Origin of the sequence: Kitasatospora gansuensis (assembly GCF_014203705.1) — a bacterium.
GTDB classification, from domain to species: domain Bacteria; phylum Actinomycetota; class Actinomycetes; order Streptomycetales; family Streptomycetaceae; genus Kitasatospora; species Kitasatospora gansuensis.
The window spans coordinates 700,149-726,189 of the sequence record NZ_JACHJR010000001.1; the positions used below are offsets into that span (position 1 = coordinate 700,149).

Annotated in this window: 27 protein-coding genes and 1 riboswitch; of the genes, 9 read left to right on the plus strand and 18 right to left on the minus strand. The window is 70.9% G+C overall.

From position 1 onward, the window contains the following. Window position 1: 1 nt before the first annotated feature. Window positions 2-179, minus strand: a riboswitch (cyclic di-AMP (ydaO/yuaA leader). 217 nt (window positions 180-396) lie between these two features. From F4556_RS03245 to F4556_RS03280, 8 genes are all read right to left on the minus strand, one after another. Continuing rightward, window positions 397-1,659, minus strand: a complete 1,263-nt coding sequence (locus tag F4556_RS03245) for a hypothetical protein (RefSeq protein WP_184911453.1) — start codon at window positions 1,657-1,659, stop codon at window positions 397-399. Further along, the gene (locus F4556_RS03250; protein WP_184911454.1) at window positions 1,652-3,193 is read right to left on the minus strand and encodes an alkaline phosphatase D family protein; all 1,542 of its coding nucleotides are present in this window, start codon (window positions 3,191-3,193) and stop codon (window positions 1,652-1,654) included. The genes F4556_RS03245 and F4556_RS03250 overlap by 8 nt, the downstream gene beginning before the upstream one ends. 105 nt (window positions 3,194-3,298) lie before the next feature. After that, window positions 3,299-4,561: an alpha/beta hydrolase family protein gene (locus F4556_RS03255; protein ID WP_184911456.1), complete on the minus strand. Its 1,263-nt coding sequence runs from the start codon at window positions 4,559-4,561 to the stop codon at window positions 3,299-3,301. Between the two features lie 152 nt (window positions 4,562-4,713). Next, window positions 4,714-5,157, minus strand: a complete 444-nt coding sequence (locus F4556_RS03260; RefSeq protein ID WP_184911457.1) for a pyridoxamine 5'-phosphate oxidase family protein — start codon at window positions 5,155-5,157, stop codon at window positions 4,714-4,716. A 63-nt stretch (window positions 5,158-5,220) separates the two neighbouring features. Further along, window positions 5,221-5,622: a DoxX family protein gene (locus F4556_RS03265; protein WP_184911458.1), complete on the minus strand. Its 402-nt coding sequence runs from the start codon at window positions 5,620-5,622 to the stop codon at window positions 5,221-5,223. A 101-nt stretch (window positions 5,623-5,723) separates the two neighbouring features. After that, window positions 5,724-6,158 carry a YdeI/OmpD-associated family protein gene (locus F4556_RS03270; protein WP_184911459.1) on the minus strand — a complete coding sequence of 145 codons (435 nt, stop codon included), beginning with the start codon at window positions 6,156-6,158 and terminating at the stop codon, window positions 5,724-5,726. A gap of 40 nt (window positions 6,159-6,198) precedes the next feature. Then, window positions 6,199-6,858, minus strand: coding sequence for a VOC family protein (locus F4556_RS03275; RefSeq protein WP_184911461.1), 660 nt, complete (start codon window positions 6,856-6,858; stop codon window positions 6,199-6,201). A 208-nt stretch (window positions 6,859-7,066) separates the two neighbouring features. Then, window positions 7,067-8,452, minus strand: a complete 1,386-nt coding sequence (locus F4556_RS03280) for a lamin tail domain-containing protein (protein ID WP_313068126.1) — start codon at window positions 8,450-8,452, stop codon at window positions 7,067-7,069. A 533-nt stretch (window positions 8,453-8,985) separates the two neighbouring features. On the opposite strand from F4556_RS03280, the gene F4556_RS39335 reads away from it, so the two are divergent. Then, on the plus strand, window positions 8,986-10,533 hold the full coding sequence (locus F4556_RS39335) for an RICIN domain-containing protein (RefSeq protein ID WP_184911463.1): 1,548 nt from the start codon (window positions 8,986-8,988) through the stop codon (window positions 10,531-10,533). A 163-nt stretch (window positions 10,534-10,696) separates the two neighbouring features. Here F4556_RS39335 and F4556_RS03290 read toward each other — a convergent pair whose 3' ends face one another. After that, window positions 10,697-11,284 (minus strand): superoxide dismutase, encoded by a 588-nt coding sequence (locus F4556_RS03290; RefSeq protein WP_184911465.1) that lies wholly within the window; start codon window positions 11,282-11,284, stop codon window positions 10,697-10,699. A gap of 130 nt (window positions 11,285-11,414) precedes the next feature. Next, on the minus strand, window positions 11,415-11,612 hold the full coding sequence (locus F4556_RS03295) for a hypothetical protein (RefSeq protein ID WP_184925801.1): 198 nt from the start codon (window positions 11,610-11,612) through the stop codon (window positions 11,415-11,417). Here F4556_RS03295 and F4556_RS39690 point away from each other — a divergent pair. Then, window positions 11,589-11,735 carry an AidA/PixA family protein gene (locus F4556_RS39690; protein ID WP_184911466.1) on the plus strand — a complete coding sequence of 49 codons (147 nt, stop codon included), beginning with the start codon at window positions 11,589-11,591 and terminating at the stop codon, window positions 11,733-11,735. The two genes, F4556_RS03295 and F4556_RS39690, sit on opposite strands and share 24 nt — an antisense overlap. A gap of 138 nt (window positions 11,736-11,873) precedes the next feature. Here the strand turns inward: F4556_RS39690 and F4556_RS03305 are convergent, their stop codons facing one another. After that, window positions 11,874-13,265 carry a uracil-xanthine permease family protein gene (locus tag F4556_RS03305; RefSeq protein WP_184911468.1) on the minus strand — a complete coding sequence of 464 codons (1,392 nt, stop codon included), beginning with the start codon at window positions 13,263-13,265 and terminating at the stop codon, window positions 11,874-11,876. A 180-nt stretch (window positions 13,266-13,445) separates the two neighbouring features. On the opposite strand from F4556_RS03305, the gene F4556_RS03310 reads away from it, so the two are divergent. Next, window positions 13,446-13,787: a hypothetical protein gene (locus F4556_RS03310; protein WP_184911469.1), complete on the plus strand. Its 342-nt coding sequence runs from the start codon at window positions 13,446-13,448 to the stop codon at window positions 13,785-13,787. Window positions 13,788-13,956: 169 nt separating this feature from the next. Here the strand turns inward: F4556_RS03310 and F4556_RS03315 are convergent, their stop codons facing one another. Then, entirely contained in the window at window positions 13,957-14,385 is a 429-nt protein-coding gene (locus F4556_RS03315) for a nuclear transport factor 2 family protein (RefSeq protein WP_184911470.1), read from the minus strand. Window positions 14,386-14,556: 171 nt separating this feature from the next. Here F4556_RS03315 and purN point away from each other — a divergent pair, with 171 nt between their 5' ends. The 3 genes from purN (at window position 14,557) to F4556_RS03330 (ending at window position 17,351) form a co-directional block, all read left to right on the plus strand. Next, window positions 14,557-15,159, plus strand: a complete 603-nt coding sequence (gene purN, locus F4556_RS03320) for a phosphoribosylglycinamide formyltransferase (protein ID WP_184911472.1) — start codon at window positions 14,557-14,559, stop codon at window positions 15,157-15,159. Between the two features lie 544 nt (window positions 15,160-15,703). After that, window positions 15,704-16,924 (plus strand): GNAT family N-acetyltransferase, encoded by a 1,221-nt coding sequence (locus tag F4556_RS03325; protein WP_184911473.1) that lies wholly within the window; start codon window positions 15,704-15,706, stop codon window positions 16,922-16,924. Between the two features lie 43 nt (window positions 16,925-16,967). After that, window positions 16,968-17,351, plus strand: a complete 384-nt coding sequence (locus F4556_RS03330; protein WP_184911474.1) for a VOC family protein — start codon at window positions 16,968-16,970, stop codon at window positions 17,349-17,351. A 7-nt stretch (window positions 17,352-17,358) separates the two neighbouring features. On the opposite strand, the gene F4556_RS03335 is transcribed toward F4556_RS03330, so the two are convergent. Then, window positions 17,359-18,285 (minus strand): LysR family transcriptional regulator, encoded by a 927-nt coding sequence (locus tag F4556_RS03335; protein WP_184911475.1) that lies wholly within the window; start codon window positions 18,283-18,285, stop codon window positions 17,359-17,361. A gap of 83 nt (window positions 18,286-18,368) precedes the next feature. Here F4556_RS03335 and F4556_RS03340 point away from each other — a divergent pair, with 83 nt between their 5' ends. Continuing rightward, entirely contained in the window at window positions 18,369-19,271 is a 903-nt protein-coding gene (locus tag F4556_RS03340) for an EamA family transporter (protein WP_313068128.1), read from the plus strand. Window positions 19,272-19,278: 7 nt separating this feature from the next. Here the strand turns inward: F4556_RS03340 and F4556_RS03345 are convergent, their stop codons facing one another. Then, window positions 19,279-20,508 carry an MFS transporter gene (locus tag F4556_RS03345; protein ID WP_184911477.1) on the minus strand — a complete coding sequence of 410 codons (1,230 nt, stop codon included), beginning with the start codon at window positions 20,506-20,508 and terminating at the stop codon, window positions 19,279-19,281. 133 nt (window positions 20,509-20,641) lie between these two features. Here F4556_RS03345 and F4556_RS03350 point away from each other — a divergent pair, with 133 nt between their 5' ends. Beyond that, the gene (locus F4556_RS03350; RefSeq protein ID WP_184911478.1) at window positions 20,642-21,574 is read left to right on the plus strand and encodes a LysR family transcriptional regulator; all 933 of its coding nucleotides are present in this window, start codon (window positions 20,642-20,644) and stop codon (window positions 21,572-21,574) included. A gap of 11 nt (window positions 21,575-21,585) precedes the next feature. Here the strand turns inward: F4556_RS03350 and F4556_RS03355 are convergent, their stop codons facing one another. The 3 genes from F4556_RS03355 to F4556_RS03365 form a co-directional block, all read right to left on the minus strand. Then, window positions 21,586-22,827, minus strand: coding sequence for a lipase family protein (locus F4556_RS03355; protein WP_184911480.1), 1,242 nt, complete (start codon window positions 22,825-22,827; stop codon window positions 21,586-21,588). A gap of 700 nt (window positions 22,828-23,527) precedes the next feature. Next, the gene (locus tag F4556_RS03360) at window positions 23,528-24,001 is read right to left on the minus strand and encodes a hypothetical protein (protein ID WP_184911481.1); all 474 of its coding nucleotides are present in this window, start codon (window positions 23,999-24,001) and stop codon (window positions 23,528-23,530) included. Window positions 24,002-24,095: 94 nt separating this feature from the next. Then, window positions 24,096-24,569, minus strand: coding sequence for a hypothetical protein (locus F4556_RS03365; RefSeq protein WP_184911482.1), 474 nt, complete (start codon window positions 24,567-24,569; stop codon window positions 24,096-24,098). 98 nt (window positions 24,570-24,667) lie between these two features. On the opposite strand from F4556_RS03365, the gene F4556_RS03370 reads away from it, so the two are divergent. Continuing rightward, window positions 24,668-25,441: a DUF2278 family protein gene (locus F4556_RS03370; RefSeq protein ID WP_184911484.1), complete on the plus strand. Its 774-nt coding sequence runs from the start codon at window positions 24,668-24,670 to the stop codon at window positions 25,439-25,441. 6 nt (window positions 25,442-25,447) lie between these two features. Here the strand turns inward: F4556_RS03370 and F4556_RS03375 are convergent, their stop codons facing one another. Next, window positions 25,448-26,008, minus strand: a complete 561-nt coding sequence (locus F4556_RS03375) for a TetR/AcrR family transcriptional regulator (RefSeq protein ID WP_184911485.1) — start codon at window positions 26,006-26,008, stop codon at window positions 25,448-25,450. Window positions 26,009-26,041 lie beyond the last annotated feature (33 nt).

A 26,041-nucleotide genomic window follows, 5' to 3' on the forward strand; every position in this document is an offset into this window, starting at 1 on the left:
GACAGGTCCTCTGCGACGCCTGCGAGGTGAGCTGTCGGGTTCGGGCCTGAGGTCGGCCCGGCCGCCTGTGGGAGCGGCTTCACCCCGAGCCTGCAGCCTCCGCGTACGCGCGGGCGGACGGGGGCAGCAGGCAACTGACCTGGTTCCCCCGCTCCCGTCCGTATCGGTGCTCGAGTGACCGCCGACGGGTGGACGGGATTCGGCGTCCCACCGGCGAGGCCCGCACGGAGCGGGCGACTCGAAGAGGCTAACAGCCGCCCCGACGCGTACAAGACAACGAGCGGCGCTGTAGCGCAGCTCACAGACGCCCTCCGACGTCACCTGGTACTGCCGCGATCCGCGCAGCGCCTGCGGGGTGCTGCGCGTTGCCACGCAGCACCCCGCATCAACCGACCGTCACCAGTCCGAGTTGGTCGCCCCCAGACTCAGCAGGACCTGGTCGAAGGTGTTGCCGTCGTTGTCGTCGGTGTACGAGATCGCGAGCGCGCCGAACGGAGAGGAAGCCACCGCGACCTGCTCCTGCCGACCGGCCGTGACCTGACTGACGGACTGGGCCGGCAGCCGGCCGGCGAAGGTGCCGTCGGGGTTGAGGCCCCGGGCCCAGACCGCCGGATCGGTGCCGGCGACGCTCCAGCCCACCACGGCGTCGCGCTGGTCGTCGATGCCGACAGTGGGGTTGCCGGCTCCGGCGACGCTGGAGATCTCGACCTCGGCCGAACCGGCGGTGCCGGTCGCGGTGAACGACCGGGCCCAGACGCCACGGGTGCCGGTGTGATCGGACTCCCAGGCCACCGCGAAGTCGCCGTTGAAGTCGGCGGCCACTGCCGGGCGTTGCTGTTGCCCGCCGCCGAGGCTGTTGGCACTGCGGCGGGTGAGTGCGACAGTGCCGTTCGCCTTGGCCAGCTTCACCAGACCGATCTGGTAGAAGCCGTTGCCGTCGGTGTCCTCGTCCCAGACCACGACGGCGTCACCCGAGGCGGAGGTCGCGACGTCGGGGTTGTGGTGCGCGCCGCCGGCCGCGTTGACCGTCACCTCGTACGCCTTCGTCGTGGTCCCCGTGAACCCGGCTGCCTTCACCGTCGCCGCCGCGGTGCCCTGGATGTCCTCCCACACCACGGAGAACGCGACCGCGGTGGCGCTGCCCGGCGCGCCGTCCGGATCGACCGCGACGCGCGGATGGATCTGCTGGCCGCCGGCGCTCGCGTTGGCCTGACCGGAGCCGAGGACCGCACCGGCCGGGGAGAGCACCCGGTAGGTGATGTTGTAGAGCCCGTTGCCGTCCGGGTCCTCCGCCCACACGACGACGGCGTTGCCCCGGTCGTCGAGCCCCACGTCGGGCTGGAGATGCCGCCAGGCCACGCCCGCCGTCCCACCGGCCGAGAGCTTCTGCTCGTAGGCCGAGACGCCGTTACGGTACATCCGCACCCAAACGTCGCTGTGCGCGTTGTCGCCCGGGTTGGTCGAGTCGCGGTCGTCCTCCCAGACCACCGCGACGTCGCCGAGGCGGTTGGCCGCGACCTGGGCGGAGTCCTGGTCACCGGTGGAGTCGCTGTTCGCGGTCACCCAGGACGAGGGCCCCGCCGCCGAAGCCGGAGTGACCAGGGCGAGGACCGCGGCGAAACCGGCGACGGCCGCGCCGAGTACGGAGAGCCTACGCATCGGCCAACCCCGGCTGTCCGTCGTGGATGACAAAGGTCCGGGCGGTGGTCGCCGCCGCGCCGTGCTCGGTCACCGTCGCCACCGACCGGAAGTCGGCGGTGAGTTGGGACGGCGTGATGTGCGTACGGACGTAGCCGCGCTGGTTGGAGTAGAAGCGCAGATGCGGGTTGAGCGATCCGTTCGGGATCGTCGTGGTGGTGCTTCCGTTGCCGCCGCTGGTGATCGAGGTGCAGACGAGCTCGGAGCCGATGGTCGCCGACGACGGATCGGCGTAGTCGGCCTTGAGGTCGTTGCCCCAGGACGCGTGCACGTCGCCGGTGAGGACGACCGGGTTGCGTACGGCCCGGTCGATGATGCCCTGCTGGATCCGCGCCCGGCTGGCCCGGTACCCGTCCCAGGCGTCCATGTTCATCGCACCGGAGGAGTTCACGTTCCGGGCGAAGAACACCTGCTGCCCGATCAGGTCCCAGGTACCCAGGCGCTGGCCGAGCCCGTCCAGCAGCCAGGACTCCTGGGCCGCGCCGGTGATCGAACGGTTCGTCAGATCGGCGTCGGCGCAGACCTTCGTCCCGTCGCCGCAGGCCTGGTCGTCGCGGAACTGACGGGTGTCGAGCATGTGGAACGTGGCGAGCGTGCCCCAGCGGACCCGGCGGTAGAGCTGGATGCTGTTGCCGGCGGGCGTCGCGGCGGCCCGCAGCGGCATGTTCTCGAAGTAGGCCTGGTACGCGGCGGTGCGCCGCGCGGTCCACTGAGCGGCCGTCAGCACGGGGCTGCTGTCGGCGCGGACCATGTTGGCGTAGTTGTTCTCCACCTCGTGGTCGTCCGGCACCACCAGCCACGGCGCGATCGCGTGCGCGGCCTGCAGGTCCGGGTCGGTGCGGTAGAGCGCGTAGCGGCGGCGGTAGTCGGCCAGCGAGACGATCTCGCTGCCGAGGTGCTGGCGCACACCGCCGGTGCCGGCGCCACCCTCGTAGATGTAGTCGCCCAGGTGCAGGATCAGGTCGGGGCGGTCGTCGGCCATCCGCCGGTAGGCGGTGTAGTAGCCGCTCTCGTAGTGGGCGCAGGAGGCGAACGCCATCGTGAAGTCCCGCCCGACGGTGCCGATCGCCGGCGCGGTACGGGTCCGGCCCACCGGGGAGATGAACCCCTGGGCCCGGAACCGGTAGTAGTACTCCGCGTCCGGCGCGAGTCCACCCGCCAGCACGTGCACCGAGTGGGCCTGGGCATAACGGGCGGTGACCGTACCGGAGTTGACCAGGGTGGTGAAGTTCTGGCTGGTCGACACCTGCCAGTCGACGGCGACGTCGGCGTTGGGCATGCCGCCCTGACCGTCCGCGTTCGTCGGCGTGGGAGCCAGCCGCGTCCAGAGCACCACGCTGCTGTCGTCCGGTTCCCCGGAGGCGACACCGAGCATGAAGGGGAAGGGAGTGGCGGCGGCGGCCGACGGCTGGGCCAGCGCCCCGAGTTGGAGCGAGGCGGCGCCCGCGGTGGTGAGCCCGCCTAGGATGAATATTCGGCGACTGAGGTTGCTCATGGCCGGTCATCATCGTGGACCCAGATGAACTCCCGCCCTTACGAGGGGGGCGGTCAAGTGACTTGGCAGCGACGCGACTTGACGAGTGTCCGCCTGTTCCGACGGCTACCGCACGAAGGTGATCGGGTACCGGGACGTACCGCCGTCGAGCAGGTGGTCGTCACACCCCTTCAGGAAGCGGTCGAAGAAGGAGCCCACCAACGCCCGGTCCGCCGCCAACGCCCGGCGCGGGTCGACCGTCCCGACCACCGCGGCCAGCGTCGCGGCCGGCACCCGCCCGGCCAACTGCGGCAGCAGCGCCTCTGCGTCGGTGAACGAGGCGTGCTCGGAACCGACCAGTGTGACATCGGCCTTCCAACCCCGCTGGTGCTGCCAGAACGACACCCACGACGGTTCGCCGTGCACATCGCCGGCCTCGCGGCCCGAGCTGCCCATCAGCAGGAACGGCCGGTCCAGTCCGTGCAGCGCAACCTCGCTCAGGTTGGTGCCGTCGGGCCGCACGCTGTACTCGAGAGTGCCGTCCATGTTGACGCCCGCCTTGATCCGCGGATCGCCGTACATCATGTTCGCCGTGGTGAACCCGCCCGCGGAGTGCCCGAACATCCCGATCCGGTCCAGGTCCATGCCCTCGGCCAGCCGGCCCGGCAGGCTCGTCAACCGGCCCAGCACCAGCCCGATGTCGGCCTGCCGCGCGGCCATCAGCTTCGAGAAGAACGCCAGCGTCGTACCGTCCTGGTACGCCTGGGCCCACGCCGCCAGCACCGTCGCGTTCCCGACCACCCGACCGTCCGGGAACTGCGTCGCCGGCGCCTCCCCGGTGTGGTCGACGGTGACCACCACATAGCCGCGCGAAGCGAGATCCTCGACCAGCGACACGTTCCAGTCCCGCGAATCCCCGGCCCCGGGCGAGTACAGCACGACCGGGAAGCGGCCGGGCGCCATCGCGGCGTCCTGCACCGAATGCGTCCTGGTCGCCGCCCAGTTCACCAGACCGGCGGGCAGCTGATTGCCCTCCTCGACCGCCGCACCGACCGCCGTGGCCACCGCCGCCGGCAGCTGACTCGTGAACGGCCGACCACCGGTGTGCACCGCCGGGTAGATGACACTGACCATCAGCTCGCGATAGGACCGGCCGGGCACCCACGGATCCGCGCGCCCGTCGTCGACGAGCCGGAAGACCGACTCCCCGGTGGCGTAACGCCCTTGTGGCGCGGGGAGCGTGAGCGTCAGCCCCTTGGAGAGCTCGGACAACAGCGCCGGTGCGGTGTGCGAGGCGGTCCCGGCCGAAGCCGGCACCGCGGTCGACACGGCAAGGCCGCCAACGACGATTCCGACCACAGCAGCGGCGACGAAACGAGAGCTGCGCACGGAAGGCTCCTTCGGAGAGGGCGTTCGGACACCCCGATCCTCGCAAGGCACCATCTCATCAGCCATCGTGCTACCCGGCGTCTCCCCCTTCGAGGAAGCCACACCCCCGCACGGTGGCTAACCCCCGAACGGTCCCCAGCCCGGGAGTGACGCTACGTCAGCCACTCGCCGTCGACCATCAGATCCCGTCCTGCCATCTCGTTGACCTCGCGCCAAGCCTGGATCAGTTCCGGCCGGATGCGGAAGTACGGGTAGTTGCGCCCCTTCCGGGGGTCGAACCCGGTCTTGGCCGCGAACGCGTCGGCGACCTCGTCGGTGATCCCGTCGGCGACCACCGCGGACCCTTCGATCAGGACCACGTCGCGGGTCGGCCCGATCGTGAGTCGGACCCGGCCGCCGGCCTGGAGATTACGGGCCGTGGGGTTGCCGGCCGACGTCGAGATCAACAGCGTCTCGCCGTCCCAGAGGAACGACAGCGGCACCAGATACGGCGTACCCGCTCGGTCGGCGGTGGCCACCCAGGCATCGACGTCTTCGTCGAGGCGGCGTCGGGTGTCCTGCGTGCGCTGCGCGAGCGTTCGAGGCGGGGCGGTCATGCGTCTGTTCTCCTGATTTTGATACGGGTGAAGAAGGTCGGCCACGCGGTGCCGTCGTCGAGATTAGCGAGTCGTCACTTCTGTCGGCCGGGCGGGAGCCCGCAGGAGGTCTCGCCAGTAGGCGGGCCAATTGGCCAGCGCGAGGACGCCCATGATGATGAGGTGGGTCGGCGCGGCCCAACTCTCCGCCGCCGGGTCATGGTTGACGATGTGGGTGGTGGCCGCGCCGGTGAGCACGAACATCAGCGTCACGGCGCCCAGAAAGCGTGCTCGCTTGTCGGGGATCACCAACAGGACGGCGGCCGCACCTTCCAGCGCACCAACCACGAAACGCATCCAGGCCGGGTAACCCCAATCGACGAACTTCGCGGAGTACGCCGAGCTGAACATCGTGTCGCCCGGCCAGTACTTGGTCACGGCGCCCAGCGCGAACTCAAAGGCCAGGAACCAGTACAGACCGGTCATGATTCGCTTCGACAACACTTGTCCCTCCAGAAGGAATTGGGCACGGTCAGGCCTCCGCGCGGCGATGGCGATGCCGCGCGGAGTCTTTGCTTTCTGCTGGGTCAGCCCCGCAGGGTGGCGATGGCCTTCTCGATCCGCCGCTGCCGCGTCTCGGGCTTCTTCGCGCTCTCGACGGCGCGCACGTGCTCGCGCTTGTGGCTGTACGCAAGGTTGTCGTACGCGGCGCGGGCGACCGGGTCGTCGTCCAGGGCCCGGGCGAAGTCCGGGGGTTCGACGACGACGCGCGGTTCGGTGTCGAGTTCCAGCTCGACCTCGACCTCCTCGCCGATCGCGACATCCGCGGCCTGCCGGTTGGCGTTGCTGAGGCCGATCAGGTGGCGGCCGCGCAGGATGGCGACCCGGCTCTGCCAGGAATGCCCGTTGACCGTGATCGTCACCGGCGGCCGCGCGCCCCCGCCGAGCGCTGCCACCACCTCGGGCGGAACCTCCAGGCCCCGCATGGGCTCGGGTGGCTCGACGTGGGACCGAAACTTCATAATCTTTCTCCTGCCTGTTCTGTGCGGTACGAGATCGCGGCTACTCGGCGTAGGACTGGTCAGTTGCCTCCCAGGCGAACCCGTCCGAGTCGGTGAAGGCATCGGCGGTGCCACCGAGGACGATGCGGTGCGAACCGGTGCCCTCGACGGGGACGCCAAGGTCCTTGGCCAGGGCGCGGCGCTTGTACAGCGCCAGCGTGACGGAGCCGGACTGGCCGGGGGCGAACTCGGTGTACTTGCCACCGAAGCTCTTGGCCACGACCAGACCCTGGCCGACATAGAACTGCTTGGTGGCCTTCACGTCCTCGACGCCGATCAGCAGGACGACCTGGTCGATCTCGCGGGTGGCGGGCCCGGTGTCCTTCTTCGCCGAGGTCGCGATCTTCCAGATCGTCCCGTCCGGGGCCTGGAGGACGCCGCTGTATCCCCACAGCGACTTCGCGGCAGGCTTCAACACCGTGGCGCCGGCGTCCACGGCCGCGCCGAAGAAGCTGTCGACGGTGGCCGGCCCGGAAACCGTGAGCGCCAGGGTGAAGCCGCGGAATCCGGTGGAGTGCGCCTCGGACGCCCGAAGGCGTACGTGCGTGTCCACGCCGAAGGCGCGGTAGAAGCGGCGAGCCGCCTCGAGGTCGGCCACCTCGAGGGTGACGGACGCGAGGGACGTGTGGGCTGCGGTGGAAGCGGTGGTTGCCATGACCATCACGCTAGGGGCTGGACGGCGGCCGGGGCTTCTCGATTCCTGACCGGTCTTGCGAACGGCCTGTCTCCCCGCAGGGGGAGACAGGCCGTCCACTCGCCGCTCAGCTCTCGCGGTGCGCCCGGCGGCTGCGCTACGAGGCCGACCAACTGCGGCAGCAGCGTGCCGACCTCACCGTGAGTGGTCGCCTGGGCCGTAGGTGGATCGGGGCTCAGTACGCCGTTCCGTCGGCGCGCTGGCCGGGCGAGCGGGGCAGCGAGCTGATGGTGTCGTGCTTGACCCAGCTGCCGGTCGCCGAACCGTCAGGGCTTCGGTTGATGGACACCCCGTCGGAGTTGGCCTGGCTTGAGGAGTAGCTCATCGACTGGACCGTCGCTCCGGCCGAATCCCGCAGGATCACCTGGTCACCGCTGTTGGACAGGTTGAGGCCGCCGGTGCCGGCTGCCACCGCCACGATGCCACCGGGGATTGCGGAGGCCGCGCCGAACACGGTGATCGCCTTGCCGGGCTGCAGCGTCGTACCGGCCGCGAACGTGTGCCGCACCGCCGACCCGTCCGCGACGGTCCAGCCGGCGATGCTGACGGCCGTGCCACCGGTGTTCACGATCTCGATGGCCTCACCGGCGGTGCTGCTTCCCGGTTCGTTGGCCAGCACCTCGTTGATGATGACGTTGGCGGGTCCGCCGCCACCGCCGAGGACGAAGTCGTAGCGAGCCAGCACCGGGTAGTGGTCGCTGGTCGTCGTCGCGTAGTTCGGGACATAGGCCTGCGGCTGGAAGGCGGTCGCCGAACCGGCGACGTACTTCGCCTGCACCTCGTTGGTGGTGAGCTGGTGGTCGATGAAGTCCGGATAGCCCGCCGTCGACGGCACGCCGGCCAGCGACAGGGCCCGGGTCGGGAACGTGTAACGCGCCGGGTCGTTCACGAAGTTGGCGTAGGGCGAAGCCTTCCCGGGTGCGATGGAGGTGTCGACGTCGTCGTTCCAGTCACCGATGACGAAGACGTTCTGCGTGGGGTAGGTCGTGTCGAGGTAGGACTTGAGGGCCTGCGACGCGGGGTTGCGCAGGTTCCACGCATCCTGGGTGGCCCCGGACTTCGCGTGCAGGACGATGAAGACCAGGTCCCGGGTGACACCGTCGAACGTGCCGCGCAACGTGAACTCCACCGGCGGGCGGCCGGCGAAGTTGCTGTTCTGGTTGGCCAGGACGACCTTCGCGCTCACCAGGGTGGCCATGCTGGAGCGCCACACGAGGGCGACCTTCTGCTCGGTGTCACCGAAGTCCGAGTAGTACTGCGCACCGTTCGTCACGATCGGGTCGTTGGCCACGACCCCGGTGTACCCGGGCAGGCCCGCCACGAGCGTGTCGAACGCCGAGGTGCTGACGACCTCGGAGAGGCCCCACACGTCCATGTCGAGGCCCGCCTTGACATCGTGGACGTTCTGCTGCTGAAGCGCCTCGTCGGTCGGGCCGAAGTCCGGCGCGCCGAACCACTCGACGTTCCAGTTACCGACGTCGAGCTGCGTCGGCGATCCCTGCGACGGAATCGAGGCGGCGGCATTCGCCGCAGGGACGGTGGTGAGCGTTGCCAGCGTCACGGCGGCGGCCAAAACCCCTATGAGCGCGCGGAGCCTGAGTTTCATCGACAGGAGACCCTTCCGAGTTGGCGTTCGGAACCGGCCCGCAACCATGCCGTTGGCGGGCTGGGGGAAGTGTCCCGGCCCGGCCCTCAGGCGTACACCGCGCATGCAGCCACGTGTGGGTGAACATTCGACTGCCGGGCCGATCGACTGCCGGCCGCCATGCGGGTTTCGCACCGGGCCTCCGGCCCGGGGCGCTAGCAGAGCGGGTGCCGCCGGCGGCGGGCTCGGGAGGGTGACGGCCCTTCAGCTGATCACCGTTCAGGTGATGCGGCAGCGACGCGACACGAACGGGTGAAGCAGGCCGTGTCGCCGCCGGCGGACCGGGGGCGGTGGAACACTGATGGTGCACGAAACACCGGTAACCCAGGGTGATTTGGCAAGGTCACCCGCCGGTTCCCGGAACTTCTTCGCGTGCGTGCCGGGCTGACTCAGGTCGCACGGTTTCGGCCCGCACCAGGACCTTGAAGCGCCCCTATGAGAGGAACCCTGTGGCCATCGGATCTCGGCTGCCGCGCGGCTTCGCCGCCGTGAGCACCGTCCTGCTCTCCCTCGCCGCCGTCCCGTTGACGGCGTCCAGCGCCTCGGCCGCGACTCCCATCTGCCTGAGTGGCAAGCTCCAGTACGACTACCAGTCCGCCGAAGCCGGCCGGGGCAAGCCCACGCTGACCAAGCCGGTCCGCAACGCGAACATCCAGCTGTGGGGCAAGGAGAAGTCCACCGACGCCCCGCGCCAGCTCACCGCCGACTACCAGTACACCGCCGTCGCCGACGGCGGCTTCAACCTCTGTTACACCCCCACCACGACAGCTGCGATGAGCAGCATGTGGGTGCGGTTCAGCGCCGAGAGCACCCGGTTGTGGAAGGTCAGCGACACCACCGGCACCGCCTACACCTACGACTCGCCCGTCCAGAGCAACGTCGCCGCCGGCACGGCCCTGGGCACCCTCAAGCCGTCCAACGCGCGGGCCTGGCACGCCTTCGACACTCTCAACCTCCTGTGGTGGGCGCGCAACAACCCCGTCAGCTACTGCTGGTCCAGCCACGAGGCGAACAACGCCTGCACCGAACTCAACGTCCGGTGGACGGCCAACTCGGCCGACGGCCCGTCCTACGACCTGGCCAACACCGTCCACCTCGCCGCCACCGACCCCGACTCCGAGCACACCGTGCTCCACGAGGCCGGCCACTTCTTCCAACACCGCCTGTACAACGGACAGTTCCCGGTGGTAACCGGCTGCAATCCGCACTTCATCGACCAGGCGAGCTCCGCCAGCTGCTCCTGGACCGAGGCGTTCGCCGACGCCGCAGCCGCCTACCTCCTGAAGGACTACCGCTACGTGTGGCCCGACGGCGGCAGCCAGAGCTTCGCCTACACCACCGGCTGGCACACCGGGGACCAGGTCCAGGGCAACGTGGACGGCGCACTGCTGGACCTGTGGAACAACCTCGACGGCGGATGGGACCGCACCATCAGCATGCTGACGGCACGTCAGCCCGCCACCTTCGCCGACTACTTCAAGACCGGGCGGCCCACCGCCAACCCCGTGCTCGCCACCACCGGCAGCGCACTCACCTACCTGGCCGCCCACGCCATCGACTACGGCCCCACGATCGTGGGCGACGGCCGGACCCACGCCCTCACCAACGGCGGCGGCCTGGCCCTGGAACGCTCCGACCAGTGCGGCGCCTCCGGCAGTTCCCCCGCCGTCCTCGCCACTTACGACGCCACCCGCGCCAAGCAGCGGTGGACGCTGCGGGCGGAGGCGAACGGCACCACGAAGCTCATCGACGGATGCCCGGACGCGCTCGTGCTGACCGCGCCCACCACCTCCGGCGGCCAGGCCACCCTACGGGCCGTCAACTCCTCCAACCCGTGGCAGGACTGGAAGGTCACCCAGAACAGCAGCGGCACCTACACGATCACCAACCCGGCGACCGGCTACTCCCTCGACAGCGCCCCCGTCACCCCCGGCGCCGCCGTCACCGCCAACCCGACCGGCAACGCCAACACCCAGAACTGGGCCGCCCTCAACTGACCACACCCGGCCCCACCAGGTTCTCGACGTCATCAAGACCGAGAGCTGATCGGTGGCCAGCGACCCGACAGCAGGCGGAGCCGGTCGGCCTACCGACCGGCTCCGCCCGCGGCCGTCCCATCGGTGTTCGACTTCCCGCACGAAGGCCCACCGTCACGACGAATCAGCTCTGGGCGAGGTTCTTGTTGGCGAAGTCCCAGTTCACGACGTTCCAGAACGCGTCGAGGTACTTCGCGCGCGCGTTGCGATAGTCGATGTAGTAGGCGTGCTCCCACACGTCGACCACCAGGATCGGCTTCGCGTCGGTGGTGAGCGGCGTCTCGGCGTTGCTGGTGGTGACGATGGCGAGGGTGCCGTCGGTCTGCTTGACCAGCCAGGTCCAGCCGGAGCCGAAGGCACCGGTCGCGCGCTTGGTGAACTCCTGCTTGAAGGTGTCGAAGGAACCCCACTTCGCGATGATCGCGTCCTTGACAGCGCCGTCGGCCTCGCCGCCGCCGTTCGGTGACAGGGAGTGCCAGTAGAAGGTGTGGTTCCAGTGCTGTGCGGCGTTGTCGAAGAGGGGGCCCGACGACTTCGCGATGATTTCTTCGAGCGTCTTGCTCTCGTTCTCGGTGCCCTTGGTCAAGTTGTTCAGATTCGTCACGTAGGTCAAGTGGTGCTTGCCCCAGTGGAAGTCGAGCGTCTCCGACGAGATGTGCGGAGCGAGTGCGTCCTTGGAGTAGGGCAGCTCCGGGAGGGTGAACGAGCCCATGTTCGGTCCTTCGATCGTAGGAGGCCAGCTCTGCTTGCCGGATCGCTCCGACCAGCACAGCCGATCATGACATGACCGAACGAGCTCAACTCTCCTATCCGGAAAGCCGGTTGTGTCCCGCCTCCCTCCGTTACCATCCCGCCCGTCGAAGCCAGTTGGCGGGCTGGTCGTCGAACGACTTGCCGGCCAGCACGCCGCACTCGGTCCGCTCGGTCAGGGAGTGCTCGCCCTGACGGGTCGTCTGCGTGGCGAGGAAGTTGTGGCCGGTGTACGCGTACGACTTCTCCGCACCCGAAGAGCTCCGGTGCCTCCTGTCGAGACCTTTCACTGGTCGGCCGACATCATCAGCAACAGGCCGCAAACGCTCCACTTCACCTTCGCGATCCTCACCCGCGACGGTCAGGTGGCCGGGTACTGCGCCTGGGACCCGTACGTTTTGCTCAAGGGCTGAGCGGAGTCCGGGGCGAGCGGGACAGGGCGGGCCGGCCCACTCACGACCGGCCGCCGCCCGCGCCGGTGGCCGGCGGGCTGGGGGCCAGGAGGTTCAATGTCGTGCCTGCCGGTTCACACAAACCGGTTCGACGAACGCTCAGTGGCGGGTGGTGGGCCGGTCGTCGTAGTCGGTGGTGCCGGCGTCAAGCAGCGAGGTCCCGGCGGAGTGCTTCATGTGGGCCGGGGCCAGCAGGCGCAGCACGTGATAGCCCGTCAGCACGATCAGGGTGCCGAGGGCGATGCCGCTGAGTTCGAAGGTGTCGGTGAAGGTGAGGGTGACGTTGCCGATGCCGATGATGACGCCCGCCGCGACCGGTACGAGGTGCAGGGGGTTGGCCAGGTCGACCCGGTTGTTGACCCAGATCTGGGCGCCGAGCAGGCCGATCATCCCGTACAGCACCACCGTGATCCCGCCGAGCACTCCCCCGGGAATCGCGGCGACCACCGCACCGAACTTCGGGCAGAGGCCGAACAGGATCGCGAAGCCGGCCGCACACCAGTAGGCCGCCGTCGAGTACACCCGGGTCGCGGCCATCACGCCGATGTTCTCCGCGTACGTGGTGGTAGCCGGGCCGCCGACCGCCGTCGACATCACGGTGGCGGCGCCGTCGGCCATGATCGCCACACCCATCCGGTCGTCCAGCTGATCACCCGTCATCTCGCCCACCGCCTTCACGTGCCCGGCGTTCTCCGCGATCAGCGCCACCACCACCGGCAGGGCCACCAGTACCGCCGACAGCGAGAAGCTGGGCGCGTGCAGCGTCGGCAGGCCGATCCAGTCCGCGCTGCCCACACCCGACAGGTCGAGGCGCCAGTGGTCCGTCACCACACCCGCGCCGTTCGCCGAATGGATCCGCCCGAAGACCCGGTCCAGCCCCCACGAGATCCCGTACCCGAACACCAGCCCGAGGAAGATCGCGATCCTCGACCAGAACCCCCGCAACGCCACCAGCGCGAACCCGGTGAAGAACATCGTCAGCAGCGCCGTCCACTGATCCTGCGGCCAGTACGTCCCGGCGGCCACCGGCGCCAGGTTGAAACCGATCAGCATCACCACCGCACCGGTCACCACCGGCGGCAGTACGGCGTGGATGACCCGCGCCCCCAGCGCCTGCACCGCCGCACCGCACGCCGCCAGCACCGCGCCCACCACCAGCAGCGCCCCGGTCAGCGTCGCCGCGTCACCGCCCTGCGTCTTGATCACCGCCGCCACCCCGACGAACGACAGGCTGCTCCCCAGGTACGACGGAATCCGACCCCCCGTCACCAACAGGAAGAAGACGGTCGCCACCCCGGACACCATCACCGCGAGGTTCGGGTCAAGACCCATCAACACCGGCGCCACGAACGTCGCCCCGAACATCGCCACCACGTGCTGCGCCCCGAGCCCGACCGTCCGCCCCCAGGACAGTCGCTCCTCCGGCCGCACCACCGCCCCGGGCCGCGGACTCCGGCCGTCCCCGTGCAGCGTCCACCCGAAGCCCGCCATGGTCATACTCCTCCTCCGCAGGTGCCCGAACGCGGGCAGAACAGAGGATCAGCTGATCACGCCCCCGCACCCACGCCAAACCCACCACACCGGACGGGTGCTGAGCGAAACCGGTGGTGTCCCACCTCGGGGCCCACCGGGTTGCCCTCGTTTCACCGCTTCCGTGGCTACGGTCGTCTCATGACAGATGCACGAGCGTGGCTCCGGACCAACAACGGCGTACTCCTGCGAGCGGACCGGATCATCGCGGTCCAGGTGGCCCAGGGCCGGCTGGAGGTCATGATCGACGGCCCCGACCAGTACGCCCACCGCCACGAGGTCGCCCACGGGGACAGCGAGCAGTGGATCGCCGACGCCCCCGCCGAACTCGTCGCCACCCTCGAACGGGTCCGTACCGGCCTCACCCCGGACCTCACCGCCATCGTCGTCACCGTCACCGACGAGACCCCCGACTCCACCGTCGTCCACTTCGAGCAGACCAGGCACCACCTCGACGGCAGCTCCGACAGCCCGGAGCTCTGACTTCAGCCCGCAGGGTCGAGCCATCTCGGCGACCGCACCCCCGGGCCACCCCACTCCTGACCACCCGCCAGAAGCCTGTGCGGTACGCCGTGCTGACGTCCGCTTCGACCCGTGCGCGCGGTCCTGGGTCCCGAACTGGGAGGTCGCCGGGCTGCCTCCCTACCGGAACTCATCGGGGACCTGGCTGGTCCTCTCCATCCACGCTGCGTCCCCCGGCCAGCCGCCGTACCGCCTCGTCGATGTTCTCGCCGGTCTGCTCCGTCTCCTCCATGTAGAGCCGCCCCCACACCACGGATCCGGCGTGGACGCCCATGACGGTCACCCCTCTCATGTCGAGCGGGGACCCGTCCAGCCGGGTGCCGTGCCAGTGCCACTCGGCCCACTCGACGCCTTCGGTCACCGCCGTCCTCAGCAGGTCCGCCCGGATGTCGGGCACCTCGTGGAAGAACGCGGACCAGTTCGTCCGCACCTGCTCCCGGCCGCTGAACTCCCGGGCCGGGTGGGCAGGTTGGGTGCTCTGGTAACCGGAGGCGAAGCACGAGGTGAACGCGTCCGGATCGTGCGCGTTGATCGCCTGACGAAGCCGCTCGGCCAGCACTGCCGTCTCCCTTGCTCGGTCGCCCTGACTCGGACAGGCCGCTACGCCCGTGCTGCCCAGCCTCGGGGCCGCCGATATCAACCGCTATCGCAGTGCGCCATTGGCGGGACGGGCCGGGGCCGGACCGAACCTGCCCGGGGCCGGCTCGGCGGGCCCTGCCATGATCGGATCATGCCGCTCAAGGTCGCAGTCCTCGCCTCGCACACCGGAACCAACCTCCGCGCGCTGACCAGCGCGGCCGGGCAGCCCGGATGCGAGTTCACGATCGCCCTGGTCATCAGCAACAACAGCACGTCCGGTGCCCTGACCCACGCCCGCGAACTCGGAATACCCACCGTTCACCTCTCCGGCCGCACCCACCCCGATCCGGCCGAGCTGGACCGGGCCATGTTCGACGCCCTGCACGAGCACCGCATCGAACTGGTCGTCACCGCCGGCTACATGAAGAAGATCGGCCCGGCCACGCTGGACGCCTTCACCCACCGCATCCTCAACGTCCACCCCTCCCTCCTGCCCCGGCACGGCGGACCGGGCATGCACGGCCTGCGCGTCCACGAGAGTGTCCTCGCCTCGGGCGACACGGTCTCCGGCGCCTCCGTGCACCACGTCACCGCCGAATACGACGAGGGACCGGTCATCGCCCGCCACCAGGTCCCGGTCCTCCCGGGCGACACCGCCGAGACCCTGGCCGAACGAGTGCTCGGCGCCGAGCACGTCCTCCTGCCGGCCACCCTCCAGGCACTCGCCATCGACCACATCGACCAGGCCGGCTGAGTGAGGGTCAACCCGCGTCCACAGCTGCCTGACCCGTAACCGCGACCCTCACCGAGGCGCTGCCGGCCGGTCTGCTGCCCGCGGTGAGCACCGGTCTGGGCGTGACCGAGTCCCGCGCCGGACTGCTGATCACCGTGTACGCACTGGCCGCCGCCGTCACCGCGATACCGATGACGGCCTGAACCCTGATCGTGCCCCCCGCACCCTGCTGCTGGCCCTCCTGCTCGGCTTCGCCGCCACCAACGCGGTGACGGCGGTGTCCGGGAACTTCGCCCTGACGCTGGCTGACGGCCGCGCTCGCCCGCCGCGACGGCTTCCCCTCCCCCGCCCGCCTGCGCGAACGCGACGCCGCGTAAGAGGGACAGTGGGGCCTCCTGGACAGCCTTCGGGCCCCAGGAGAGCCCGCTCCGCAGGACACCCGCCACCATCACCGTCTGCCACGTCCCTGACACGTAATTCGTTTGACCTGACCATGCGTCAACGCTGCACTGTGGCGGGACACCACGAGCCGTGGTGCCGCCATCCCGGGGAGACAGCAGCAGCGATGGAAATCCGTTCCACGACCGACCAGGACCTCGACCTCTTCGTCGACACGCTCCACACCGCGTTCGGCCGCTTCCCGGAGACTCCGGCCGAGGGCGGCACCGGGGTCTGGTGGTCGGCGTTCGAGATGGACCGCAACCTGTTCGCCGTGACGGCGGACGGGCGTCCGGTCGGCACCGTCGGCGCGTACTCCTTCGAGCTCACCCTCCCCGGTGGGATCCTCGCCCCGGCCGCCGGGGTGACCGCCGTCGGCGTGCTGCCCTCGCACCGACGCCAGGGCGTGCTCAGCGCGATGATGCGGCATCAGCTCACCGAGCTGCGGGCCCGCGGGGAGTTCCTCTCCGTCCTGCTGGCGTCCGAGGCCACGATCTACGGCAGGTTCGGCTACGGTCCCGCGACCTACACGTCCCGCCTGACGGTGCCTCGCCACCAGGCCGCCTTCGACCTTCCCCGGGCGGGCGCGGCAGTCGGCGCGGACACCGGTTCGGTCGAGGTGCTGCGCCGCGCCGAGTGCGGCGAGCTCCTGGAGGAGGTCTACGACCGCTACCGCCGCGCGCAGCCCGGCGCGCTGTCCCGGCCGCACCGCTGGTGGGCCGCGGGCGCGGGGCAGGCCCCGATCTCTCCGGCGCCACGCTACGTCGCCGTCCACCGGGACACCGAGGGTGTTCCGGACGGGTACGCGAGCTACTCGCTCGGCGATCCCGACATCTTGACGGTCGACGAGACCATCACCACCGACGATGCCGTCTTCACGGCCCTGGCCCGGTTCCTGCTCGGGCACGACCTGGTCTCCAAGGTCGTGTTCAAGCACGTCCCGCCCGGGCACCCGCTGCGCTGGCAGCTCGCGGACTTCCGGGCCGGCCAGGTCGGCGACGACGGCGACTGGCTCTGGGTACGGCTGCTGGACGTCCCGCGTGCGCTGACCGCGCGCGGCTGGTTCACGGACGGCGAGCTCGTCCTCGACGTCGACGACCCGTTCCTGGGCGAGCGCGGCCGCCACCTGCTGACCGTCCGGGACGGCAAGGCCGACTGCGTCCCGACCGACCGGGAGCCCGACCTCTCCCTGGACGTACGCGACCTCGGCTCGCTCTACCTCGGCGGCACCACCCCGAGCACCCTGGTGCGCGCCGGACACGTCCGGGCCCACCACCCGGGCGCGGCCGCGCTCGCCGACGCCCTGTTCCGCGCCGAGCGCGAGCCGCACTGCCTGCACTGGTTCTGAAACGATGGGCGCAGTCCGGAGGGAAGACAGGAAGGCTGGGCCCATGGTTTCGGTAGTGCAGAACGTGGCGATCGACTGCGCGGACGCCTACGGGTTGGCCCGGTTCTGGAGCGAGGTGACGGGCCGTCCGATGGATCCGGACGCCGGACCGGGTGACCGGGAGACCCAGGTGCTGCTGGCGGAGGGCCCGGTGCTGTACTTCAACCAGGTGCCCGAGCCCAAGACGGTCAAGAACCGGATCCATCTGTGTCTGCGCCCCGAGACCTCGCGCGACCAGGAGGTGGACCGGCTGCTCGGGCTCGGTGCCACGCTCGTAGCCGACCGCCGGAATCCCGACGGTTCGGGCTGGGCGGTCCTTGCCGATCCCGAGGGCAACGAGTTCTGCGTCCTGCGCAGCGACTCCGACCGCGCCGCCATGGATTCCTGACGCCCGGTCAGGCGGGCTGCGGTCCGCGGTCACAGATCAGGGCGGCGACGGCGGCGACCGGGGGCCAGGTCCACTGACCGGCCCGGGCGAGCAGGAAGCTGCGGCGGGTGCCGGCCTGCGGGTCGAGGCGGCGGAAGGCCACGTCCGTACGGTCGCGCTCGATGCCGGACTCGGCCAGCAGCGCCACCCCCAGGCCCGCGCCGACCAGGCTGTTCACCAGGTGCAGGCTGTCCATCCGGTGCGGGATCCGGGGCACGAAACCGGCCATCGCGCACACCCGGTGCACCAGCTCGTCGTCGTCCGAGCCACGGGAGTTGGCGATCCAGCCGGTCTCGGCGAAGGCGGCGAGCTCCGACAGCGCGACCGGCCGGTCCGCGTCCTGGTGGCCGGCCGGTACGGCCAGGTACAGCGGCTGCTCCTCGAACAGCCGGGCGCTCAGTTCCGACGGCCACGGGTGCGGCACCAGGCTGTAGTCGTACACCACGCCGAGATCGGCCTCGCCGGACCGCAGCAGCTCGGCGGTGCCCTCCGGCTCGTGCTCGGACAGCTCCAGCTCCACCCGCGGATGGAGCCGCCGTAGTCGGGCCGCCATCGGCAGGACGACCGGCTCCACCGCCGTGTAGAAGCTGGCCAGCCGCACCCGGCCGGCCGGGTCCGCGCCGCCGCGCAGCTCGGCCGTCGCCTCCTCCACCGCCGCCAGGATCCCCACCGCGCGCTCCACCAGCCGCGCACCGGCGGGCGTCAGCCGCACCCGGCGGCCGACCGGCCGCAGCAGCGGCACGCCGACCTCCTGCTCCAGCACCGCCATGTGTTTGGAGATCGCCGAGGTCCCGTACCCGGTGTGGTCGGCCACGGCCGCCATCGTGCCGAGCCGGTCCAGCTCGACCAGCAGGCGGAGCCGGGTGAGGTCAGGCAGTCGGCCGAAGGGTTCCATGAGGCAATCGTCCACCAATAGTGGCTGATCGGTCCACCAATAAACCGTGGACGGAAACAGCCGGCGGGAGATCAAATGGCCGGGTGACCGCATCGACCTCAACCTCGTCCCCCACCTCCACGCGCCAGGCCGTCGGGACACCCGTCCGGCGGCCGGTGCCCGGCGCGGTCCTCGTACTCGCCGCGATGGCCGTCCTGCACACCGGCAGCGCGCTCGCCACCGAACTCTTCGACTCCATCGGCCCGGCCGGCACCACCTGGCTGCGGATCGCGTTCGCCGCGGTCGTCCTGCTCGCCTGGACCGGCCGCTCGCTCGGGCCCGCGCTGCGCGCCGCGTCCCGGCGGGACCTGATCGCCACCGCGCTGCTCGGCGCCGTCAGCGCCGCGCTGATGCTGCTGTTCTCCGAGGCGACCGCCCGCGTACCGCTCGGCACCGCCACCGCGCTCGAGTTCCTCGGCCCGCTCGCCGTCGCCGTCGCCGCCTCCAAGCGCCGCTCCGAACTCGGCTGGCTCGCGCTCGCCGCGGTCGGCGTCCTGCTGCTCACCTCGCCCTGGACCGGGGCGGTCAGCGGCGCCGGCGTCCTGTTCGGACTGGCCGCAGCCGCCTGCTGGGCGCTGTACGTGATCGGCACCGCCCACGTCGGCAGCCGGTTCACCGCCCGGCACGGCCTGGCCCTCTCGCTCACCGTCGCCGCCGTGGTCAGCGCACCGTTCGGCGCGCCGGCGGTCGCCGCCGACTTCGACTGGGGCGTGATCGCCGCCGCGGCGGGCATCGCGGTCCTGATGCCGCTGCTGCCCTTCCTGCTGGAGATGACGGCCCTTCAGCGGATCGGCAAGACCACCTACGGCACCCTGGTCGGCCTCGAACCGGCCATCAGCCTGCTGGCCGGGCTCATCCTCATCTCCCAGATCCCGACCGCCGTCCAGGTCTGCGGCACCGTCCTGGTGGTCGCCGCCGGCATCGGCGCGGCCCGACGAACACGGTGACGGCCCGTCAGACGCTACTCGGTACCGGCTCCGGCGCCGCCGCGCGCGGGAGCAGCAGGGGAGTCGCCAGCAGCAGCACGCCCGCCAGGCCGATCGCCGTACCCGGGCCGAGCAGGCCGCCCAGTACGCCCCAGAGGGCGGTGAGCAGTGCGGTGGCGGCCTTGGTCGTCACCGCCCAGGCGGACAGCGTGCGGGCGACCCGGTCGGTCGGGGTGCGCTCGAGGCGGTAGGTGGCGTGGACGGGGTTGAAGACCCCGCAGCAGAAGATCAGCCCGAGTTCGACGCCCATCACCAGCAGCAGCCCTCCGCTGCCCGGCCCCACGAAGGCCAGGCCGACGGGCCAGAGCGCGCGCAGCGCCCCGGTCACGACCAGCACCCGGTACTGTCCGAACCGGGTGACGAACCGTCGGGCCAGCCGCGAACCGAGCAGCCCGCCGATCGACGGCACGGCGAAGGCGAGGCCGTACTGCCACGGTGTGAACCCGAGCCGGCCGAGCATCAGCACGGCCAGCAGCGGCTGAGTGGCCATCACCAGCCCGTTGAACAGCGCGGTGTTGAAGAACAGCGGACGCAGCGTCGGGTCGGCAAGGAGGTACCGCCAGCCGTCCAGCAGGTCCCCGGCCCGCAGCCGCGGGGCCTCCCGGCGCGCGGGCGGCGGCTCGTACCCGCGCGTCGCGCGCAGGCCCAGGGCCGAGAGCAGGTAGCTGACCGCGTCGGCCGCCACCGTCGCCACCGGGCCGAGGAGTCCGATCGCCGCGCCGCCCAGCGGCGGTCCGATGATCGTGGTCGTCCAGGCCGTGGACTCGAACCGGGCGTTGGCGACGAGCAGGTCCTCGGCCGGCAGCAAGGTCTTCAGGTACGCGCCGGAGGCGGCCCGGAAGGTGATGTCGGCCGCCGCGACGACCACCAGGACCAGCAGGAGCTGGAGGAAGGTGAGCATGCCCAGCGCGAACCCGACCGGGATCGTCAGCAACGCCGCGCACCGCACCAGGTCCATCGCGATCAGCACCGGCAGCTTGCGGCGGAACTCCACCCACGGACCGAGCGGCACCGCCACGGCCGCGCCCACCGCGGCCCCCACGGAGGAGAGCGCGGCCACCTCGGCCGGTCCCGCGTGCAGCACCTGGATGGCGATCAGCGGGAACGCGCCGAAGGCCAGCCAGGTGCCAAGCGCACTGGTCCCGTACGCGCCCCAGAGCCACCCGAACCGCCGGCCCAGCCGGTGACCGCTCCTCATACCGATGCCCCTCGCCGCTCACCCGCACAACCGATCCGCGATCGGCAGCAAGCAAAGCGAGTGCCCTCACCTGGGGTCAAACAACCTCGGAGCCATCAGCTACAACCAACGGTTGTTCCCCTAGGGTGTCGGCATGGATCTCGACACCGTCCGGACCTTCGTCGCCGTCGCCGACGCGGGGCAGTTCCAGCAGGCCGCCGCCGAGCTGACGGTCACCCAGCAGGCCGTCTCCAAGCGCGTCGCCGCGCTGGAGCGCACCCTCGGCGTGCGGCTGTTCACCCGCACCCCGCGCGGCGCCGGGCTCACCATCGACGGGCAGGCGTTCCTGCCCCACGCCCGCGAGCTGCTGCGCGTCGCCGAGCGCGCGGTCGCGTCCGTGCGCACCGGCCGGCGTCCGCTGCGGGTCGACGTGATCGCCTCGCGCGTCGCGCCGTCGGGACTGCTGCGCGGCTTCCATCGCGCGTACCCCGACATCGAGCTCGACGTGGTGATGCTGTTCGACGTCGAGACGGCCGTCGCCGCCATCCGGTCCGGTGAGATCGACGCGTCCTTCCGTGCCGTCGGCGTGCCGGGACGGCCCCTGCCCGAGGACATCGAGTCCGTCCGGGTGCTCGACGAACCGCTCCAGCTCCTCACCGGCCCCGCCCATGCGCTGGCGGGCGCCCGGTCGGTGCCCCTGGCTCAGCTCGCCGGGCACCGGATCTGGATGCCCGGCATCGTCCCCGGGACCGAGTGGGCCGCCTACTACGACGACCTGGTCGCCGAGTTCGGCCTCACCATCGAGGCGACCGGCCCCAACTTCGGCTCCGACGCCCTCCTCGACACCATCGCCGACACCCCGGCCCTGGCCACCTTCATGGGCGAGCACACCCGGCTGGTCTGGCCCGCCGGCCACGGCCTGCGCCGCATCACGGTGACCGACCCGACCCCCGTCTACCCGCACTCGCTGCTCTGGCACCGCGACAACCCCCACCCGGCGCTGACCACCCTCCGCACCCATCTCACCGCCCCGGCGAACGGCCACGACGTCCCCGGAACCTGGACGCCGGGCTGGGTCGCCCCGTAGCCGATCCCCCGTCAGGCCGGCAGCCGCTCCTCGAACCACGCCGCCACCTGGGGCAGCGCGAGCCGCCGCGAGGGCGAGTGCTCGACCGTGCCGACGTCCGTCAGGGTCACCTGCGCGCCGTGCTCGGTCAGCGCCTGTGCGCAGTGCTGCGCATTGGACAGGGCCACGTCGCGGTCGCCGCTCGCCGCGTACACCCGGACCGGCACGCGCGGCGCCCAGTCGCAGCTGGAGTCGCTCGCCTCGAAGGCGGCGAGCAGGCCGCCGGTGGGGTGCAGCGCCCAGTCGATGCCGTGCGGGGTGAGCAGCTGCTGCGGGGTGTCCGGCAGGCTCTGGAGGATCTCGCTGTCCGAGTGGGTGCCGTCGAACAGGGCCTCCACGGCCTGGTCGTACGGGGCCTGGAAGAGTTCTGACGGTGTGTCGTACAGGTGGTGCAGCCGGTTCATCGCGGTGAGCCAGTACGCGAAGTAGTAGACGGCGACCTTGGGGTGCAGCGTGCCGTCCAGACCGGCCGGCGCCTCCGCGTCCCGGGTGGCGTACGGGCCGCTCACCGGTGCCAGTGAGCCGAGCCGGAAGTGCCGGTCGGCGCCGGACTGCAGGGCCCGGCCGAGCGCCATCGCGGCCGGACCGCCCTGGGAGAACCCGGTGACCTGCACGCGCGGGTCGAGCCGGTGGCCCTGACTGTGCGCCACCGACCGGGCGGCCCGCAGCAGGTCGACCGACGCCGTGACCTCGGAGGCCAGGTCGCCGTACGGGTGCGGACCCGGGCCGAGCCCGAGGCCCAGGTAGTCCGGGGCGGCCACGGCGTACCCCGCGGCCGCGAACAGCGCCGAGTCCCCGTGTACCGCCGGGTTGACGGAGGGTGCCTGGGCCCGGGCCGCCATGGTCCCGTGCTCGTACACCACCACCCGCAGGTCGTCCCGGCCCCGCTCCGGCAGGCTGACCAGGCCACTCGCGGTGGTGAGGCGGCCGTGCTCGTCCGGGGTGCGGTAGACCACCCGGTAGTGCGTCACCCCGTAGCGCGCAGCCCGGGCCGGGTAACCCCTCCCGGCCGCCTGGTCGGCGGCGGCCTGCGGGGAGAGCTGCTCGACGGTCTCGACCGATACCAGGGTGCCGCGCCAATTCCCGGGCGCGGTCGATTCGTTGTCCCCGGGAGCGGCCAGGGCCGGACCGGTGGCGGCGGCCAGGACCGTCACCAGAGCGGCGCCGGTGGCGGCAAGTCGGCGTGTTTTCAGGCTGGTTGCATTGGTCTTCATGGGAACCACCCTGCCCCGACGGCCTCCTGATGATCAATCAGGGACCACCCTGGCCCACCCCTGAGCCGCCTCCTCCGCCCGGCGGACGACGACATCGAGCCCGCCCGCTCAGATCCCGCCTGCGGACCCGTACCGACCACGGTGTTAGCATCCGCCGAGTCCGAACGGAAGATCGAAAAGGCGAGGCCCCCATGCAGGACAGTGGCACGAGAGCCGCGCGGCGCCGCAAGCTCACCATCGGTGCGGCAGGCGGGCTGTGCCTGGTGGCGCTCGCCGGTGGCGCCGGGCTGCTCCTGTCGAACTCGCACCACTCCGCACCGACCGGCGCCGGGAGCGCCCCAAGCCCCTCGGCCACTCCCACACCGGGTGAGCCGGCCCCGGCGAGTCCCACGCCGTCCGTACTCGTAGTGTCGGCTGACAGCCCATCACCCTCGGAGACAGCACCAGCGAGCAGCAGCCCGGCCGTCGCCCCGAGCACGACACCGCCCGCCGCCACCAGAACGGCCGCCCCTCGGCCATCCGCGAAGCCGGCCACCAAGCTGCAGACCAGCATCCCGCCGCGACCGGCCCTCACCCTCCCGGTGCCACCGACGTCCTGCCCGCCGTGGCAGATGGCCTCCTGGGACGGCTGCCACCCGCTGGGCCCGGTCGTCACGATGCCGTACCCGTCCCCTTCACGCTGAGCGCTCGGACGGCCGCTTCACAGGCTGCATCGTCCGGAGGGTAGGCCGAAGAGCCAGTGCTGCCCATCCGGTGCGGGTGGCAAGGTACCGGCGATCAACTGCGCCATCGCCTCGCCCAGTTCGACCAGCGGGGCGGCAGCGATGTGCCCGGCACCGCGCACGTGAAGGGTCAATCCGTCCAGGACATCCCAGCCGGCCACCTCGCCGGAGCTGACCCCACCCCGTGCGGTCAGCCGCGAGCCGGCCTGCTGGACCCAGGACAGCAGCTCCGTCCGCTGGTCGGCGCCGAACTCGTCCAGCACCACCGCGAAGTCGCTCGCGAGCGCGGCGTTGACGCGCATCCGCTGGATCAGCTCACTCCGCCAGGAGGGCTGATCGTCCTCAGCTGATGCCTCGGCAACCTCGATCGCTTCGGCGAAGAGGACCCCGAGAGCGACGTCGTAGGCCAAGAACTGCTCGTCACCGAAGCAGACAACCGTCGTACTGCTCATTCCGTCTGCTCCTCGGCGGCCGGCGAGTATTCGGTCCGAGATTTCCAGCCCGCCGCCACCGAGGGCAAACCCATTGTTCAGCGACCCCACCTCACTACCGGAGCGGTCCGCACTCATCGATCAACACGGTCGGCGCCGACAGGAACACGTCGGCGTCAGCAGGGCCGTAGGCGACGTTGAACGTATCCAGCCAGTACGACCAGTCCCGGATCCCCGCCGCACTGCTGAAGCGGTAGTTCAGCTGCCACCGGACCCACTGCTGCGGAAGGAGACGCACAGCCGGAGGCCTGCGAGGCCGAGGCGGCAGGCCGAACAACGGATCCACCCGGGGCAGCACGCGCAGCCGGCCGTCAGCTTCGCGGAGGCCGAGGGCGACACCGCGCAGCGCCTCCCAGCTCTCGCACGGCTGGAAACCACCCTCCTCCCGCATGCGTACGACGTGCACAGCCGACACCCGGTCCTTCGGCACGACGAAGCCGGCCGGGGCCGCGTTCCTGCGTGCAGCTGCTTCCCCACCCCGGGACTGCTTCGTCCAGGACGTTCTGACCCACTGAACCGTGATCTCCAAAGTACCGACCTCCGCGCCGAGGCTAGCGTGGGTCCGCCACCTGGAACGTCGGCCCCCGATCAGCTGCGGGGCGGCCGGGTCGGGCGGAGAGTGGAGGTATGGCTCTTCCGAACTACGGGGTCGCGATCGGTACCTTGCACGACTTCACCCGCGACCCGATACATGACTTCGGCCAGTGGTACCACGGGCACCTGTTCCTGGACACGCCCGTCGGTGTCTACCAGTCCGCGCTCGACGTGGATGCGCCCGGCAGTGTGGGGGTCAGCTACCGCTTGGTGGACGACCTGCGCAGTGCCGACATCGCCGCGCTCCGGGTCCGGCCGGACGGCTTCCATCACTTGCCCTCCTCGCCCACCTCCGGCGCGCTCGACTACGTCCGGAGCCCGCTGCTGCGCAACCGTCTCTGGTTCGAGTGGCTGGCCGCCGTGACCGACCGGGCCCACCAGGTGATCGCCCCGCATCCGCCGGGCAGCCCGATGTTCGGCCCCGATCTGGCCGACCGCCTGGCCACGTCGGTGCAGGGGCTGCGCCGCCGGATCACCGGGCTCGGGGGGCTCGACTGGGCCCGCCCGCACCTGCGGTTCTTCCCGTGGATCGCCAGTGACGGCGACAACGCCCTGGACGTGCTGGTCCCGCACCTCGAGGCCGCCTCCCGGATCTACGTGTTCGGGCAGAGCTTCACCACCGGACTCGGCGTACACGACGTCCACCTCAACCAGGGTGACCCGGTGGGCAGTCAGTGGTACGTCACCAACGGCATCTGGCAGGACGGCGCGGTGATGTGCGAGCGCCCCGACGGCCAAGTGGTGGTCTGGCAGATCAAGTTCAACACCCAGACCCTCCACACCGACGATGCCGGGCATCCCCGCTGACCGGCGCTACCGCAGCAGCCACTTCCTGGTCAGTTCCATGACCTCCGCCCGGCTGAGGCTGCCGTGGTCGGCGGCGATGAAGTGGTAGCCGACCCGCAGCGAGAAGCTGATCATGCAGCGGACCTCGACGTCCTCCGGGTCGGGGCAGAAAGAGCCGTACAGCGAGCGCAGGTACGCCATCCGCCGGTTGTCGACGCGGCGGAGCCGCTCCGCCACCGCCTCGTCACGCCGGGCCCAGTCGCGGATCGCCAGGTCGGCCGCGACGCTCGTGGTCGGCCCGCCGCCGGACGCGGCGATCGCGAACAGCCGCTCCAGCCTGGCCCTGGCATCCCCGCCGCCGCTCTCGACCTGCGCGATCACCGCCTCGGTGACCTCGCGCTCCCAGGTGTCGAGCATCTCGGTGAGCAGCGCGTCCCGGTTGCCGAAGTACCCGTAGAAGCCGCCCTTGCTGACGCCGAGCGCCTGCGCCAACGGCTCGATCCGGACGGCCTCGGGGCCGCCGGCGGCGAGCGCCCGCAGCCCCTCCTCGATCCACTTGCCGCGTGGAGTGCGGATCGTCGCGCCCATGGTGTGTCGTCGTCCCTCACGCCCGGTCGATCT